12 protein-coding genes are annotated in these 15,762 nt (G+C 66.5%); 10 read left to right on the plus strand and 2 right to left on the minus strand.

Features of this window, described 5'->3' with window-relative positions; translation table 11 throughout:
* Nucleotides 1-24: 24 nt before the first annotated feature.
* Nucleotides 25-714: a hypothetical protein gene (locus tag ACQG3P_RS00820; RefSeq protein WP_249834361.1), complete on the plus strand. Its 690-nt coding sequence runs from the start codon at nt 25-27 to the stop codon at nt 712-714.
* 33 nt (nt 715-747) lie between these two features.
* Nucleotides 748-1,221 (plus strand): lysozyme inhibitor LprI family protein, encoded by a 474-nt coding sequence (locus tag ACQG3P_RS00825; RefSeq protein ID WP_426803896.1) that lies wholly within the window; start codon nt 748-750, stop codon nt 1,219-1,221.
* Between the two features lie 13 nt (nt 1,222-1,234).
* On the opposite strand, the gene ACQG3P_RS00830 is transcribed toward ACQG3P_RS00825, so the two are convergent.
* Nucleotides 1,235-2,212, minus strand: a complete 978-nt coding sequence (locus ACQG3P_RS00830) for a LacI family DNA-binding transcriptional regulator (RefSeq protein ID WP_426803897.1) — start codon at nt 2,210-2,212, stop codon at nt 1,235-1,237.
* On the opposite strand from ACQG3P_RS00830, the gene ACQG3P_RS00835 reads away from it, so the two are divergent.
* The 8 genes from ACQG3P_RS00835 (at nt 2,211) to ACQG3P_RS00870 (ending at nt 14,672) form a co-directional block, all read left to right on the plus strand.
* Complete coding sequence (locus ACQG3P_RS00835) at nt 2,211-2,339, plus strand: hypothetical protein (protein WP_426803898.1); 129 nt, start codon at nt 2,211-2,213, stop codon at nt 2,337-2,339. The two genes, ACQG3P_RS00830 and ACQG3P_RS00835, sit on opposite strands and share 2 nt — an antisense overlap.
* A 280-nt stretch (nt 2,340-2,619) precedes the next feature.
* Entirely contained in the window at nt 2,620-5,757 is a 3,138-nt protein-coding gene (locus tag ACQG3P_RS00840; RefSeq protein WP_426803899.1) for a TonB-dependent receptor, read from the plus strand.
* A 67-nt stretch (nt 5,758-5,824) separates the two neighbouring features.
* Nucleotides 5,825-6,583 (plus strand): SapC family protein, encoded by a 759-nt coding sequence (locus tag ACQG3P_RS00845; RefSeq protein WP_426803900.1) that lies wholly within the window; start codon nt 5,825-5,827, stop codon nt 6,581-6,583.
* 3 nt (nt 6,584-6,586) lie between these two features.
* Nucleotides 6,587-7,606 carry a cupin-like domain-containing protein gene (locus tag ACQG3P_RS00850; RefSeq protein WP_217538793.1) on the plus strand — a complete coding sequence of 340 codons (1,020 nt, stop codon included), beginning with the start codon at nt 6,587-6,589 and terminating at the stop codon, nt 7,604-7,606.
* A 13-nt stretch (nt 7,607-7,619) separates the two neighbouring features.
* Nucleotides 7,620-9,149 (plus strand): tryptophan halogenase family protein, encoded by a 1,530-nt coding sequence (locus ACQG3P_RS00855; protein ID WP_426803901.1) that lies wholly within the window; start codon nt 7,620-7,622, stop codon nt 9,147-9,149.
* Nucleotides 9,150-9,214: 65 nt separating this feature from the next.
* The gene (xylB, locus tag ACQG3P_RS00860) at nt 9,215-10,708 is read left to right on the plus strand and encodes a xylulokinase (RefSeq protein ID WP_426803902.1); all 1,494 of its coding nucleotides are present in this window, start codon (nt 9,215-9,217) and stop codon (nt 10,706-10,708) included.
* A gap of 41 nt (nt 10,709-10,749) precedes the next feature.
* Nucleotides 10,750-12,084 (plus strand): xylose isomerase, encoded by a 1,335-nt coding sequence (gene xylA / locus ACQG3P_RS00865; RefSeq protein ID WP_426803903.1) that lies wholly within the window; start codon nt 10,750-10,752, stop codon nt 12,082-12,084.
* A 23-nt stretch (nt 12,085-12,107) separates the two neighbouring features.
* A complete protein-coding gene (locus ACQG3P_RS00870; RefSeq protein ID WP_426803904.1) occupies nt 12,108-14,672 on the plus strand; it encodes a glycoside hydrolase family 3 protein in 2,565 nt (854 codons plus the stop codon).
* Nucleotides 14,673-14,689: 17 nt separating this feature from the next.
* Here ACQG3P_RS00870 and ACQG3P_RS00875 read toward each other — a convergent pair whose 3' ends face one another.
* A complete protein-coding gene (locus ACQG3P_RS00875) occupies nt 14,690-15,745 on the minus strand; it encodes a LacI family DNA-binding transcriptional regulator (protein WP_336443021.1) in 1,056 nt (351 codons plus the stop codon).
* Nucleotides 15,746-15,762 lie beyond the last annotated feature (17 nt).

Consider the following 15,762-nt stretch of genomic DNA (forward strand, 5'->3'; position numbering starts at 1 on the left):
GCTATCCGCGCTACGTGCAGCGTACTGGCATTGTCCCTGGCGTTCGCCGGGCCCGCCGTCGCCCGCACCCAGCAAGCAGCGCAGGAACCCACCCAGGAATCCCCCGAGCAACCGGTCGTGTCGAACGATCAGCTGCCGCCGGACCAGCCCGTGTCCGACACGGTCATTCAACTCGCCGGCTGGATCAAAGCGAGCCGGGATACGGAAGGCTATCCGTTCGCGGTGATGGACAAGGCCGCAGCCCAGATCCTGGTATTTGATGGCAAGGGCAAACTTCTTGGTGCCGCGCCGGGCCTGTTCGGCTCAGCGGTCGGCGACCATTCGGCCCCGGGCGTGGCCGGTCTGGCGCTGAAGGAAATTCCGGGCCGTGACCGTACCACGCCAGCAGGCCGCTTCATTGGTGGTTACGGCCCGTCGCTCGATGCCGGGCGCGTGCTGTGGGTGGACTACGATACGGCGGTGTCGATCCATCCAACCGCAACTGGCGTTCCCGCCGAAAAGCGCGCCGAGCGCCTCGCTACGCCGACGCCGGACGACAACCGTGTCACCCACGGCTGCATCAACGTCAATCCCGATTTTTACGCTCGGGTGATCCAGCCCACGTTCGAGAAGGGCGGTGTGTTCTACATCCTGCCGGACAAGCAGTCGCTTGCGGAAACCTTCCCGGATTTCGTGCAGAGCCGCGGAAACGAGCAGCGCACCGCACCCGAGTAACCGGCGCCGTGTAACCCCTGTGGAGCGGTTCCGATGAGAAGCTTGCTGGCCATTCTCGTGGTTGCATGCCTTGCCACCACGGCCCATGCGCAGGTACCCGCCAGGAGCGCCGCCAAGCCGGCGGCGCCGCCGCACACCTCCGATGGCATGGCGTGCGACAGCCCGAACCAGTCCCAGGCGGGTCTGAATCAATGTGCGAGCAACAGCGCACAAACTGCGGACGCCGAGCTCAACCGCGTCTATGCGAAGGTCTTGGCTGTCAACGCCCAGGACAAGGCGTTCATCGAGAAATTCAAGGCGGCGCAGCGCGCCTGGGTCGTGTTCCGTGATGCACAGATCGCGGCGCGCTACCCGAACCCGGCGGACTACGGGAGTGTCCTGCCGATGTGCCAGAGCGGGGAGTACGAGCAACTGACGCGCGAACGCATCAAACAGCTCAACGCCTGGATTGTCGGTACGGAGGAGGGCGACGTCTGTGCGGGCTCGTATTCGATGGCGAAGCCGTAGACGCGGTACAGCCCTATGCCCCCGGCAACGGGTTGGATACGGAATCGCGCGTTATCAGCTGATGCGCAAGCACCTGATTGACGGTGGCGCGCGCCGAGGCAGGCGCGCGCCGGATCTCCCGCAGCAGGATGTCGATGGCGGTGTCGGCCATGTCCGCCACGGGCTGGTGGATGGTGGTCAGTTCCGGCCACACCATGGTCGACGCTGACGTATCGTCGAAGCCCACCACCGAAAGATCACGCGGCACGTCCAGCCCGCGCCGATGTGCCACTGAAACCACCGCCGACGCCATGTCATCGTTGCTGGCGAAGATCGCACTGGGCGGGTGGGGCAGGGCCAGAAGATGCTCGGCCGCCTCCAGTCCGGAACGATACGTAAAGAGCCCGGGCTGTACCAGCGCCTCGTCGTACCCGATGCCGGCCTCTGCCAATGCATCCCGATATCCCTGCCAGCGTTGCGCGCTGGCGGTCTGGTTCGGATCACCGGTGATGTAGCCGATGCGTGTGTGCCCGTGGCCGATCAGATGCGCAACCATCTGCTGGCTTGCATGGCGGTCATCGATGCGCACGCAGGAAACCCGGTCGCTGAACTGGCTGGATGCGATGGAGACGACCGGGACCCCGGCATTGACGAAAATGTCGACGATCGCCTTGGATTCGCACAGCGGCGGCGGAAGAATCACCCCGGCCACGCTGTCGCACAGCTGCCGTGCCGCCTCGCGCCGTGCGGTGGCGCTCAACCCATCCCAGGTGGAGATCGCCAACTGCGCCGCAGACCGGGTAGACCCGCGCAGCGCGCCGACCAGCAGCTCACGCAGGTAGCTGGAGCTGGGGTTGGTGTAGATCAGCGCGATGCAGGTGTGCTGCGCCGCCGCCAGGGCGCTTGCCGCCAGGTTGGGCCGGTAGTCCAGTGCAAGCACGCTGCGCATGACCCGTTCGCGGTTTTCCTCGCGCACGCTGGAATGGCCATTGATTACGCGCGAAACCGTCATGGCCGATACGCCGGCATGCGCGGCGACTTCGTCAATGGTGATTGCACTGCCTCTGCGACGCACCACTTTCTGGCTGTTTTTCAAGGAAGCGTTTCCTTTGCTGCGCTGCATGATGACAACCGTGTGACCGGGTGATTAGTCTGCGCCCTGACGCGATGGTAGCGCTACCACTCAGCCAAGGTAAGGCTCAGCGGGGACCCCCCATATACCAAACGCGTGTTCTGGCAAGCCTGAAAGCGAGTTTGAGTCGCAGTGCAGCGAAAACGCACTGCGATGTTCGGTGTGGAAGACGGGCATCGCCCGTGCGTGCCCCTTGGAGGGGCGGTACATCCATTCGATCGTATGTCAGAGGGGAGAGTCATGAGCGCTTGTGCTTTCCGTCGTACCCCAGACCTGAGGGCTCACGCATGAGCCGGAAGCTGGCGAAACTTACGTCCCGGGCCATGTTCACCTTCGTGGGCGGCGTCCTGGTCATCAATCCCGCATTCGCACAGGACGCCGCAACACCGGCACCTGCCGCGCAGCAGCAGTCGCAGTCCCAGTCCACCCCGACCCAGCTGGATACGGTGCAGGTAACGGGTATCCGCAACAGCCTCAGCCAGGCGATGGATATCAAGCGCGACTCGGCCGGCGTAGTGGACGCGATCAGTGCCGAGGACATCGGCAAGTTCCCCGATACCAACCTCGCCGAATCCCTGCAGCGCATCACCGGCATCTCGATCGAGCGCCGTGATGGTGAAGGCGCACAGGTCACCGCGCGTGGCTTTGGCCCGCAGTTCAACATGGTGACCCTCAACGGCCGCCAGATGCCCGGCGCCGACGCGTTCGGCGCGGCGGGGCAGGTCGCCATCGGCGGTGTGGACGGCGGTACCCGCGCGTTCAACTTCGCGCAGCTGGCGGCCGAAGCCGTCAACGGCATCGAGGTCTTCAAGACCAGCCAGGCCAACGTGCCCAGCGGCGGTATCGGCGCCACCATCAACATCCTCACCGGGCGTCCGTTCGACCATGAGGGCACGGTGGCCAGTGCCGGGGCGAAGATCGTCTCCGACCAGAGCCAGCCGTTCGACAACGACATCACCCCGGAGCTTTCCGGCATCTTCAGCTACACCAACCCGGACAAGACCTGGGGCGTGGGTGTCAGCGCGAGCTACCAGAAGCGCAAGGGTGGCTCGGTGCAGGCCACCAACAACTACTGGAACATCCAGCCGTGGACCGGGACCATGCCCGGCAATCCGACCGTGACCAACGCACCGGCGATCGGCGCGCTGTACGGGCGCCCGAACGACCTGCGCTATGCGTTCGCCGATTTCGAGCGCGAGCGCATCAATGGCCAGGCGGTGCTGCAGTTCGCCCCGACCGATGCGGTGACCCTGACCCTGGACTACACGTATTCGACCAACGAGATCGAAGAGAATCGTGGCGAGCAGGGCATGTGGCTGCAGAACAGCAACTACACCGATGTGGTCTTCGACACCAGCGGTGCGGTGGCCACGCCGATCTACATCCGCGAAATCGCCGGCACCAAGGACTTCGGGCTTGAACAGCAGCGCAGCATGCAGAAGTACAAGCTGGGTTCGCTGGGCTTCAATGCCACCTGGAACATCACCGACCGCTTCAAGCTGAGCTTCGACGGCCACGATTCGAAGAACGAAAGCCGGCCGAACGATCCGCTCACCGGCGGCGGCTCCATCTTCTCCAGTATCGCCGGCACCAACAACTGCACCACCGGGCCGCAGTGCGGTGGCACCTACGTGCAGGAAATGGTCTGGAACAACGGCCTGCCGGTGGGCACCCAGGTCTGGTACCCGACCGCTGCCGATGCCATCGCCAAGACCAATGGCGTAGTCAACGGCGGGTTCGTGCCGGGCGAGATCGGCTCGCAGGTACTGCGCATCAATTCGCAGACCCAGATCAGCGAGATCAAGCAGGGCCGCGTGGACGGTGAGTGGGCCTTTGACGCAGGCCGCTTCCAGTTCGGCGTGGACACCAGCAAGCAGACCACCCACCGCATCCAGGCCGCGGAGAACTACAACACCCTGGGCGACTGGGGCGTGGCCAATGTCAACGGCGATGTCGCCAACGGCCTGATGGACCTGCTGCAGCCGGTGAACATCGTCGGCATGTTCGACGATTTCAACATCAACAGCTTCAGCGCCTGGCGCGGCGACGCCGGCCGGCTGGCGCAGTGGGCGGGGCAGTACTACGGCGCCAACCTGGGCGTGAGCCCACAGAATGCTGCCGACAACCGGGTGGAAGAGAAGACGAACTCGGCGTACATGCAGATCGAGCTGGACGGTGACCTCGGTGGCCACCGCACCAATACGCGACTGGGCGTCCGCTACGAAACCACCGATGTCGTGTCCACCTCGATCATCGCCATTCCCGAAGGCATCCAGTGGCAGGCGAACAATGACTTCCGCGTGCTGTTGTCCGACGAGCAGCAGCCCTTCACCGAGAAGACCAGCTACAGCTACATCCTGCCGAACCTGGACTTCAGCATCGACCTGTTGGACGACCTGAAGGGCCGCATCTCGTTCGGCAAGAGCATTGCCCGTGCGCCGATCGGCAATCTCTACGCCGGCCCGACCGCGCAGCAGCCGTTCGGCTCGGTGCTGATCGACCCGTCCTCGCGGGCCAGTGGCACCGCCCAGAACCCGGCCCTGAAGCCGCTGGAATCGGACAACCTGGACCTGGCGCTGGAGTGGTACTTCGCCGATGCCAGCTATGTGTCGGTGACGTACTGGAACAAGCAGGTCGCCAACTTCATCGGCAACACCATCGTGCAGGAGAACCTGTACGGCCTGCGCGACCCCACCTCAGGACCGGACGCGCAGGCGGCGCTTGGCTTCCTGACCAGTGGGGCCTGTATCGCCCAGGTTGGCCCGGCCAACGCGGCGGCCTGCTCGGCCAACGACACCTCGCTGTTCACCGCGTTGGCGCTGTTGCGCAACAACCCGGCCGGACTGGGCGCATACGATGGCACCGGCGCGCAGGTACTGGCCACCGAGGCGGCCTACGACCTGTATGGCACCGCGGCCGACCCGCTGTACCAGTTCAACGTCAACCGCCCCATCAACCAGAACGAGTCCAAGCTGCATGGCTGGGAACTGGGCGGGCAGTACTTCTTCGGCGACACCGGCTTCGGCGTGCTGGCCAACTACACCATCGTCAACGGCGACGTGGGCTACAACGACGCGGGCGACCCGAACGTCGACCAGTTCTCGCTCACGGGTCTCAGCGACACCGCCAATGCCATGCTGATGTACGAAAAGTACGGCTGGTCGGTGCGCCTGGCCTGGAACTGGCGCGACCAGTACCTGATCCTGGCCAACCAGGGTTCCAGCCGAAACCCGTACTATGTGGAAGAGTACGACCAGTGGGATCTCAGCGTGGGCTACACGCTGAATGACAACTGGTCGTTCAGCCTCGAAGCCATCAACCTGACCGGTGAGGACGTGCGTTGGCGTTCGCGCACCTCGCAGATGATGGTGAAACTGGCTGACCAGGATCCGCGTTACATGCTTGGCGTTCGTTACAGGTTCTGAACAGGCCACGGGTGCCGCTGTTCCGGCAGCGGCACCCGTGCAGGCTCCTGCAGGGATTGGACTACACATGCCGCGTTACGAAATGCTCAACAACATCGCCCACCGGGAGCTGCGTGTCGCGACCGGTTTCGGGCCCGAATTTGGCGACGCGGTAGGCATGGTGCCGGCCTACCCGAGCGAGTACGCCGAGCTGCAGCGGGAATACCCTATTTTCCTGCGCAAAGACGCCGCCACCGGGGAGTGGCAGTCGGTGGTTCTGCTGGGCTTTGAACAGCACGAAAATCTGTACCTGGACGACGGCCGTTGGAATGCGTCCTACCTTCCGGGGGCTGCGGCGAAGGGGCCGTTCCTGATCGGGTTCCAGGAAAACCGCATCGACGGAGCGCTCACCCGGGAGCCGGTGCTGCACGTGGACCTGGACCACCCCCGCGTGAGCAGCAGCGCCGGCGAGCTGGTGTTCCTGCCACAGGGTGGCAACAGCCCCTATCTGGACCACATTGCCAACGTACTGCGCGGCATCCACGACGGCCATGCCTTTGGCGCCGAGATGTTTGCCATGCTGGACACGAAAGGCCTGATTCAACCGATCACGCTCGACGTGCAGATCGACCCGCAGAACCGGGTGGGCGTGAACGGTCTGCACGCGATCGACCGCGACCGCCTGGCCCAGCTGGACGGCGCCGCGCTGGCCGAACTCAACCGCGCCGGTTACCTGGAAGGCGCGTACCTGATGCTGGCGTCACTGCACAACATGCGGCGGCTGATTGCTGAAAAGCAGCGTCGCCTGCGCGCGCAGGATGCCGCCACCGCGACGGGCAGGAACTGACCGATGGGGGATGGCGTTGCCATGCGCACCCTGGAAGGCCTGCAGCCCGATGCGCTGCCGCTGGCGGCGCTGGTGGCCGCCGGCGAGCCAGTGGTGCTGCGCGGCATCGCGCGCGACTGGGCACTGGTGCAGGCCGGCTTACGGTCCCCCCAGGAGGCGTTGGCCTACCTTCGCGGTTTCGATGCCGGGCTGCCGGTGCAGTACTCCTTCGGCGGCCCCGAGATCGAAGGGCGCCCGTTCTACAACGACGACTTCACCCAGTTGAACTTCGAGGTCCGGCGCGGACTGCTGTCGCAGGTGCTGGACGAGATCGCCGACACCTTCGATGCCCCGAAGCCGCCCACCTATTACGTGGCCTCGCTGCTGATCGAGCGTGCGCTGCCCGGGTTCGCGCAGGCCAATGATGCCGGCCTGGCTGGGCAGGGCATCGAGGCCTCGGCCAGCATCTGGATCGGCAACCGCGTTACCGCGTCCTGCCATTACGACACGCCGGACAACCTGGCCTGCTGCGCCGTGGGCCGGCGCCGGTTCACCCTGTTCCCGCCGGAGCAGATCGACAACCTCTATCCGGGCCCGCTGGAACCCACCCCGGGCGGGCAGGTGGTCAGCGTGGTCGATTTCGACCGCCCGGATTTCGACCGCCATCCCCGGTTCCGTGACGCGCTGGCCAGCGCGCAGACCGCCGTTCTGGAACCGGGCGATGCAATCTTCATTCCCAGCATGTGGTGGCACCACGTGCGCAGCCTGGAACCGTTCAACGTGCTGGTGAACTACTGGTGGCGCAGCGTGCCCAGCTTCCTGTCCTCGCCGCTGCCGGCCCTGCAGCATGCGATGTGGGCGCTGCGCGATCTGCCGGAGCGCGAAAAGAAGGCCTGGGCGAAGATCTTCGAGTACTACGTGTTCGGTCCTGGCGAGCGCGCAGGGCAGCACCTGCCCGACGCCGCCCGGGGAGAGCTTGCACCGTTCGACGAGATGCAAGCGCGCCGCACCCGCGCGCAGCTGCTCGGTCGACTGAACCGCTGATGGGAGCATCGCTTTGAACGCTGCGAACACAACAGAAGGGCGAATCCGCAAGGTGGTCATCGCCGGCGGCGGTACCGCAGGCTGGCTGGCCGGCTGCGCACTGTCGCACCAGTTCCGCGAGCAGCTGGACATCACCCTGGTGGAGTCCGAGCAGATCGGCACCGTCGGGGTGGGCGAATCCACCGTGCCGCCGATCCGCACCTTCCACCGCTACCTGCAGATCGATGAGCAGGAGTTCCTGAAGGCGGTGGCCGGTACCTTCAAGCTCTCGATCTCGTTTGAGAACTGGCGCCGCCCGGGTGAGCGCTTCATCCACCCGTTCGGCAGCATCGGGCAAAGCACCTGGGCCACCCCGTTCCATCATTTCTGGCTGGACAGCCTGCGCCGCGGCATGCCCTCGGACCTGGGCGACTTCTGCCTGGAAAGCGTGGCCTCGCGCGGTGACCGGTTCTCGCTGCAGACCCAGCCCCAGGTCAACTACGCCTATCACTTCGACGCCGGGCTGTACGCGAGATTCCTGCGCCGCCGGGCCGAAGCGCAGGGCCTGCGCCGGGTGGAAGGCAAGATCCGCGAAGTGCGGCAGCACGCCCACGACGGCTCCGTTGCGGCGCTGGTACTGGAAGACGGGCAGGTGATCGAAGGGGACCTGTTCATCGATTGCACCGGCTTCCGCGGCCTGCTGACCGAGCAGACCCTGCACAGCGGCTACGAAGACTGGAACCAGTGGTTGCCCAGTGACCGCGCCGTGGCCGTGCAGACCGAGTCGGTCAAGCCGCCGGTGCCGTATACCCGCGCCATCGCGCACGAGGCCGGCTGGCGCTGGCACATCGCGCTGCAGCACCGGGTAGGGTGTGGGCTGGTGTTCTCCGGCCGCCATATGTCCGACGATGAGGCGCAGGCCAAGCTGCTGCGTGACGTCGAAGGCCAGCCGCTGCGTGATCCCTGGCTGGTGCCGTTCCGCAGTGGGCGCCGCCTGAAGGCCTGGAACAAGAACGTGGTGGCGCTGGGCCTGGCCAGCGGCTTCATCGAACCGCTCGAATCGACCAGCATCCACCTCACCATCAGCGCCGTGGTGCGGCTGATCCAGCTGTTCCCGTTCGATGGCATCACCCCGACGCTGACCGCGCTGTACAACGATGTCAGCCGCCAGGAAATGGAGCACGTGCGCGACTTCATCATCCTGCATTACCACGCCACCCAGCGCGACGAGCCGATGTGGAAGGCGTGCCGCGAGATGGAGTTGCCCGAATCGTTGGCGGTGCGGCTGCGCGCCTGGCGCGAACGCGCACACGCCTGGCAGGACCCCGGCGAACTGTTCCGCGTGGACTCCTGGACCAGCGTGCTGATGGGGCAGGGCATCCTGCCGGGGCCGCCGCACCCGCTGGCGCGGGCGCTCAGCGATGCCGACCTGCGCACGCTGCTGGCGCGGATCCAGCAGCCGATACAGCAGGCCGCGGCAGCGATGCCCTCGCAGGCAGAGTTCATTGAACGCTACTGCAAGGCGCCGGCAGAGGTCTGGCCGCGGAGCCTGGCCACCGCCTAGCGGGGCCACGCTTTGCCGCACAAAATTGGTAGCGCTACCTTTCAAGAACACACGGGGTACATGGGATGGATCTGGTTGCGGGAATCGATGCAGGTACGCAGAGCCTGAAGGTGCTGGTCTACGACCCCGCCAAGCGCAGCGTGGTGGCCAGCGCCAGCGCGGCGCTTGAACTGGACAGCGCCGCCGATGGCAGCCGCGAACAGCGCCCGGCCGATTGGGTGGCCGCATTGCACAGCTGCTTCGCTGCAATCACGCCGTCGGTGCGCTCGCGCATTGCTGCGCTGGCGGTGTCCGGCCAGCAGCACGGCTTCGTGCCGCTCGATGCCGCAGGGGAAGTGCTGGCACCGGCCAAGCTGTGGTGCGATACCAGCACCGCCGCCGAGTGCACGCAGATCATGGACGCGGCCGGCGGAACAGCGCAGACCATTGCGCTGGCCGGCAACCCGATCCTGACCGGCTACACCGCCTCGAAGCTGCCTTGGACCAAAACGCACCGTCCCGACGCGTACGCGCGCCTGGCCACCATCCTGCTGCCGCACGACTACCTCAACTTCGTGCTGACCGGCGAGCGTTTCTGCGAATACGGCGATGCCTCGGGCACCGGCTGGCTGGACGTGCGCACCCGCACCTGGTCGCCCGAGCTGCTGCGCGCGACCGATCCGGAACGCGATCTGGCCGATTGCCTGCCGCCCATCGCGCCACCGGAAGCGCTGTTCGATATCGCACCGGCAGCCGCGAAATCGTTCGGCCTGCCTGCCACCGTGAAGGTGGCCGTTGGCGGTGGCGACAACATGATGGCGGCCATCGGTACCGGCTGCGTAGTGCCCGGTCGCCTGGCGATGAGCCTGGGCACCTCGGGCACGCTGTTTGCCTACTCCGACACCCCCGTGGTCGACCCCGACGGGGCCTGGGCCGCGTTCTGCTCGTCCACCGGCGGCTGGCTGCCGTTGATCTGCACCATGAACTGCACCGTGGTGACCGAGCAGGTCGCTGACGCGTTCGATTTCAGCACCCGCTTCGGCGATGGCCACCTGCGGACCACGCCACCCGGGGCCGATGGCCTGGTGATGCTGCCGTTCCTCAATGGCGAGCGCACGCCCGACCTTCCCCACGGCAAAGGCGTGCTGGCGGGCCTGGACACCACCAACATGACCCCGGCCCACCTCTACCGCGCGGCCATGGAAGGGGCGACCTACAGCCTGAAATACGGCTACGACGCTTTCGTCCGCGCCGGCATGCAGTTCGACCGCATCGTGCTCACCGGCGGCGGCAGCAACAGCGTCGCCTGGCGGCAGCTGGTGGCCGATGTGTTCGGCCTGCCGGTGGACGTGCCGACCCAGTCCGAAGGCGCGGCGTTCGGCGCGGCCCTGCAGGCGCTGTGGGCGCTGGGCCATGCACGCGGCGATGAGGCCAGCATTGCCGATATCGCCGAGCGCCACGTGGCGCTCGACCCGCAGTTGTCGGCGCGCCCGGAGCCGGCGCGCGCACCTGCCTATGCCACCGCCTATGCGCGCTTCCTGCGCTATCTCGACGCCGTCACGCCGCTGCAGCGCGGCTGATTCCTCTACGCGACACCTCGCACAACGAAAGGAACTGCACCATGAGCACCCAACCCTACATTGGCGCCAGGGAATACTTCCCCGGGATCGGCCGTATCCCCTTCGAAGGCCGCGGTTCGGACAACCCGCTTGCGTTCAAGGTCTATGACGCCAACAAGGTGATCGGCGGCAAGACCATGCAGGAGCACCTGCGCTTCGCGGTCTGTTACTGGCACACCTTCTGCAACGCCGGGCACGACCCGTTCGGCCCGGGCACCCGCCATTTCCCGTGGGACGCCGGCTCGCCGCTGGCCAGCGCCGAAGCGAAGGTGGATGCCGCGTTCGAATTCTTCACCAAGCTGGGCGTGCCGTACTGGTGCTTCCACGATATCGACCTGTCGCCGGATGCCGACGATGTGGGCGAGTACGAAAAGAACCTCAAGCACATGGTCGGCCTGGCCAAGGCGCGCCAGGACGCCACCGGGGTCAAGCTGCTGTGGGGTACCGCCAACCTGTTCTCGCACCCGCGGTACATGAATGGTGCATCGACCAATCCGGATTTCGCCGTGGTGGCGCGCGCCGCCGTGCAGGTGAAGGCCGCGCTGGAAGCCACCGTTGAACTGGGCGGCGAACATTACGTGTTCTGGGGCGGCCGCGAAGGCTACGCCTCGCTGGTGAACACCCAGATGAAGCGCGAGGTGGACCACTTCGCGCGCTTCCTCACCATGGCGCGCGACTACGGCCGCAGCATCGGCCTGAAGGGCAACTTCCTGATCGAGCCCAAGCCGATGGAGCCGATGAAGCACCAGTACGACTTCGACAGCGCCACCGTGGCCGGCTTCCTCAAGGAACACGGCCTGGAGAAGGACTTCAAGCTCAACATCGAAGCCAACCACGCCACGCTGTCCGGCCACACCTTCGAACACGACCTGCAGGTCGCCTCCGACCACGGCCTGCTGGGCAGCATCGACGCCAACCGCGGCAATGCCCAGAACGGCTGGGATACCGACCAGTTCCCGAGCGACCTGTACGACACCGTGGGCGCGATGCTGGTGGTGCTGCGCCAGGGCGGCCTGGAAGGCGGCCTCAACTTCGACGCCAAGGTGCGCCGTGAATCCACCGATCTGGACGATCTGTTCATTGCCCACATCGGCGGCATGGACGCGTTCGCGCGCGGGCTGGAAGTGGCCCATGGGCTGTTGAACGACTCGCCGTGGGAACAGTGGCGCAAGGAGCGTTACGCCAGCTTCGACAGCGGCGCCGGCAAGGACTTCGAGCGCGGCGCGCTCAGCCTCACCGAGCTGGCGGCACTGGGCGCGAAGGGCGGCGAGCCGAAGCAAATCAGCGGCAAGCAGGAACGTTACGAAAACCTGATCAACCAGTACCTGCTGCGTTGAGCCCACCGGCAAGGATGAGCACCATGACCCACTACCACGCCACCCGCCGCACCGGCTTCCTCCTGGTCGCGCTGCTGCTTGCGCTTGCGGCCTGCAAGGGCGACGACACGCCGGCTGCGCCCGCCCAGCCCGACGCGAAGGCCGATGCCAACCCCTGGCCCCAGGTAACCTGGCCGTTGCCCGACGAGCCCGCGATGGAAAAGCGGATCACCGAGCTGATGGCCGGCATGACGGTCGAGGAAAAAGTCGGCCAGCTGGTGCAGGGCGACATCGCCAGCATCACGCCGGATGACGTGCGCAGGTATCGATTGGGCTCCATCCTTGCCGGCGGCAACTCCGATCCGGGCGGCCGCTATGACGCCAAGCCCGCCGAATGGCTGGCGCTGGCCGATGCATTCTACGAAGCCTCGATGGACACCGCGCAGGGCGGCAAGGCCATCCCGGTGCTGTTCGGCATCGACGCGGTGCACGGCCAGAGCAACATCGTCGGCGCCACCCTGTTCCCGCACAACATCGGGCTGGGCGCGGCACGCAACCCGGACCTGGTGCGGCGGATCGGCGAGATCACCGCACTGGAAACCCGCGCCACCGGCATGGAGTGGGCGTTCGCCCCCACCGTTGCGGTCCCGCAGGACGACCGCTGGGGACGCACCTACGAAGGCTATTCCGAATCGCCCGAAGTAGTGGCCAGCTACGCCGGCGCCGTGGTCGAGGGCCTGCAGGGCAAAGTGGGTTCGCCCAACTTCCTGGATGGCCGCCACGTGATCGCCTCGGTCAAGCACTTCCTCGGCGACGGCGGCACCACCGATGGCAAGGACCAGGGCGATACCAAGATCAGCGAAGCCGAGCTGGTGCGCATCCACGCCGCCGGCTACCCGACCGCGATCGCGGCGGGCGCGCAGACCGTCATGGCATCGTTCAACAGCGTCAACGGCGAGAAGATGCATGGCCACAAGGCCTACCTCACCGACGCGCTGAAGGGCCGCATGAACTTCGGCGGCTTCGTGGTGGGCGACTGGAACGGCCACGGCCAGGTCAAGGGCTGCACCACCACCGATTGCCCGGCCACCATCAATGCCGGCCTGGACATGGCCATGGCCTCGGACAGCTGGAAGGGCTTCTACGAGACCACGCTGGCGGCGGCGAAGGCCGGCACCATCACCCAGGAACGCCTGGATGATGCGGTGCGCCGGATCCTGCGGGTGAAGATGCGGCTGGGCCTGTTCGAAGCAGGCAAGCCGTCATCGCGCGCGGTCGGCGGCCAGTTCGCGCTGATCGGCGCACCGGAGCATCGTGCGGTGGCACGCCAGGCCGTGCGCGAATCGCTGGTGCTGCTGAAGAACCAGGGCGGCGTGCTGCCGCTGGCGCCCAAGCAGCGCATCCTGGTAGCCGGTGATGGAGCCAACGATGTCGGCAAACAGGCCGGCGGCTGGACGCTGAACTGGCAGGGCACCGGTACCACCCGCAAGGACTTCCCGAACGCGGACAGCATCTTCGAAGGCATCGCCCAGCAGGCCAAGGCGGCAGGCGGCGAAGCGCTGTTGGCGGTGGATGGCAAGTACACCGCCAAGCCGGACGTGGCCGTGGTGGTGTTCGGCGAAAACCCCTATGCCGAATTCCAGGGCGACCTGGCGACCCTGGCCTACAAGCCGGGCGACGACGCGGATCTCGAGCTGATCCGCAAGCTGAAGGCCGATGGCATTCCGGTGGTCGCGGTGTTCCTGAGCGGACGTCCGCTGTGGGTGAACCGCGAGATCAATGCGTCCGATGCCTTCGTGGCGGCGTGGCTGCCCGGTTCGGAAGGCGGCGGCATTGCCGATGTGCTGCTGCGCAAGCCCGATGGCAGCGTGCAGCACGATTTCAAGGGCAAGCTCAGTTTCAGCTGGCCGCGCACCGCGATCCAGTACGCCAACAACGTGGGACAGAAAGACTACGACCCGCAGTTCGCCTTCGGCTTCGGCCTGACCTACGCCGACAAGGGCGACCTGGCCCCGCTGCCGGAAGTCTCCGGCGTGACCGGCAACGAAGGGGCGGCCGGTGTGTTCTTCGCACGCGGTGACGCCGGCTCCGGCATGGCGCTGCGCCTGGAAGGCAGCACGGGGCAGGGCGTGACCGTCACCAAGGTGCCGCAATCACTCGATGGCGACCTGCTCAAGGTTACCGGCGTGGACCACTTGGTGCAGGAAGATGGCCGCCGCCTGGCATGGTCGGGCACGGGTGAGGCAACGGTTGCCGTGCAATCGCACGTCCCGCTCGACCTGCAGCGCGAGAGCAATGGCGATCTGATGCTGATCACCACGCTGCGGGTGGATGCTGCGCCCAAGGGCGACGCCTGGTTGTCGGTCGGTTGCGGCGCCGGGTGTACCGCACGCGTTCCGCTCGCACCTGCGCTGGCCAAGCTGCCGGTGGGCGAATGGAAGCGCGTGGGTGTGCCGTTGAAGTGCCTTGCAGGCGCAGGGGCGGACGTGGGCAAGCTGGATCGGCCTTGGTCGATCGGCACCGCCGGCGCAATGACGCTCTCGGTGTCACGCATCGCGCTGGGTGCCCTGAACGAAGCGGACGCCACCGTCGCATGCCCAGGCGCGTAACCATGCGCCCGATGCCATCACCGCTTGGGCGGGTGCGCGACCGAATCGCGCATCACCAGGCGGTGCGGCAGCACGTGGTCGGTCAGCACGCGGCTGTCGTCGGTGCGCTGGCGGATCGTGCGCAGCAGGATGTCGATGGCCGCGTCGGCCATCGCGGCGATGGGTTGGTGCAGCGTGGTGAGTTCGGGCCACACCGTGGTAGCGGCGGAGGTGTCATCGAAACCCACCACCGACAGGTCACGCGGAACCTCGAGCCCCTGCCGGTGCGCCACGGAAATGGCGGCAGCCGCCATGTCGTCGTTGCTGGCGAAGATCGCGGTGGGCGGCTGGGGCTGGGACAACAGCTTTTCGGCGGCATCCAGCCCCGAGCGGTAGGTGTAGTCGCCCTCTTGGACCAGGCTGGGCTCGACCTCCAGCCCGGCCTCGTGCAGGGCGGTGGCGAAGCCGTCGTAGCGCCGCGCGCTCGCGCTCAGGTCGTTGCGCCCGCGGATGAAGCCGATGCGGGTGTGGCCGTGCTGGATCAGGTGTTCGGCCATTTCCTTGCCGGCGTGGAAGTCATCGATGCGCACGCAGGAAACATCGTCACGCAGGTGTCCCGATGCGATGGCAACCACCGGAATGCCCGCCTGGACCAGCTCGGTCACGGCCACCGGCGATTCGCACAGCGGGGGCGGCAGAATCACGCCGTCCACGCGGCCGGCCAAGGCGCGCGCGGCCCTGCGCTCGGCAACGGGGTCCAGGTTGTCCCAGTAGTGGATGACCAGCTGGATGGCGGCGTTGGACGCGCCCCGCAGCAGGCCCACCAGCAGTTCACGCAGGTAGGCGCCGCTGGGGTTGGTGTAGATCAGCGCAATGCGCGTGTGCTGCGCCGCGGCCAGCGTACTGGCGGCCAGGTTGGGCGTGTAGCCCAGGGCCTGCACCGCGCGCATCACGCGCTCGCGGGTGTCATCGCGCACCTTGCCCTGGTTGATCGCCCGCGACACCGTCATCGGCGACACCCCGGCCAGCGCCGCCACCTCGTCGATCGTCACGCCACTGGTTTTGCGGCGGACCGATTTCTTCGGTTTGTCCAATGCGCACTCCCGTTCTT

This window comes from Stenotrophomonas sp. SrG, assembly GCF_050031795.1.
GTDB classification, from domain to species: Bacteria; Pseudomonadota; Gammaproteobacteria; order Xanthomonadales; family Xanthomonadaceae; genus Stenotrophomonas; species Stenotrophomonas rhizophila_A.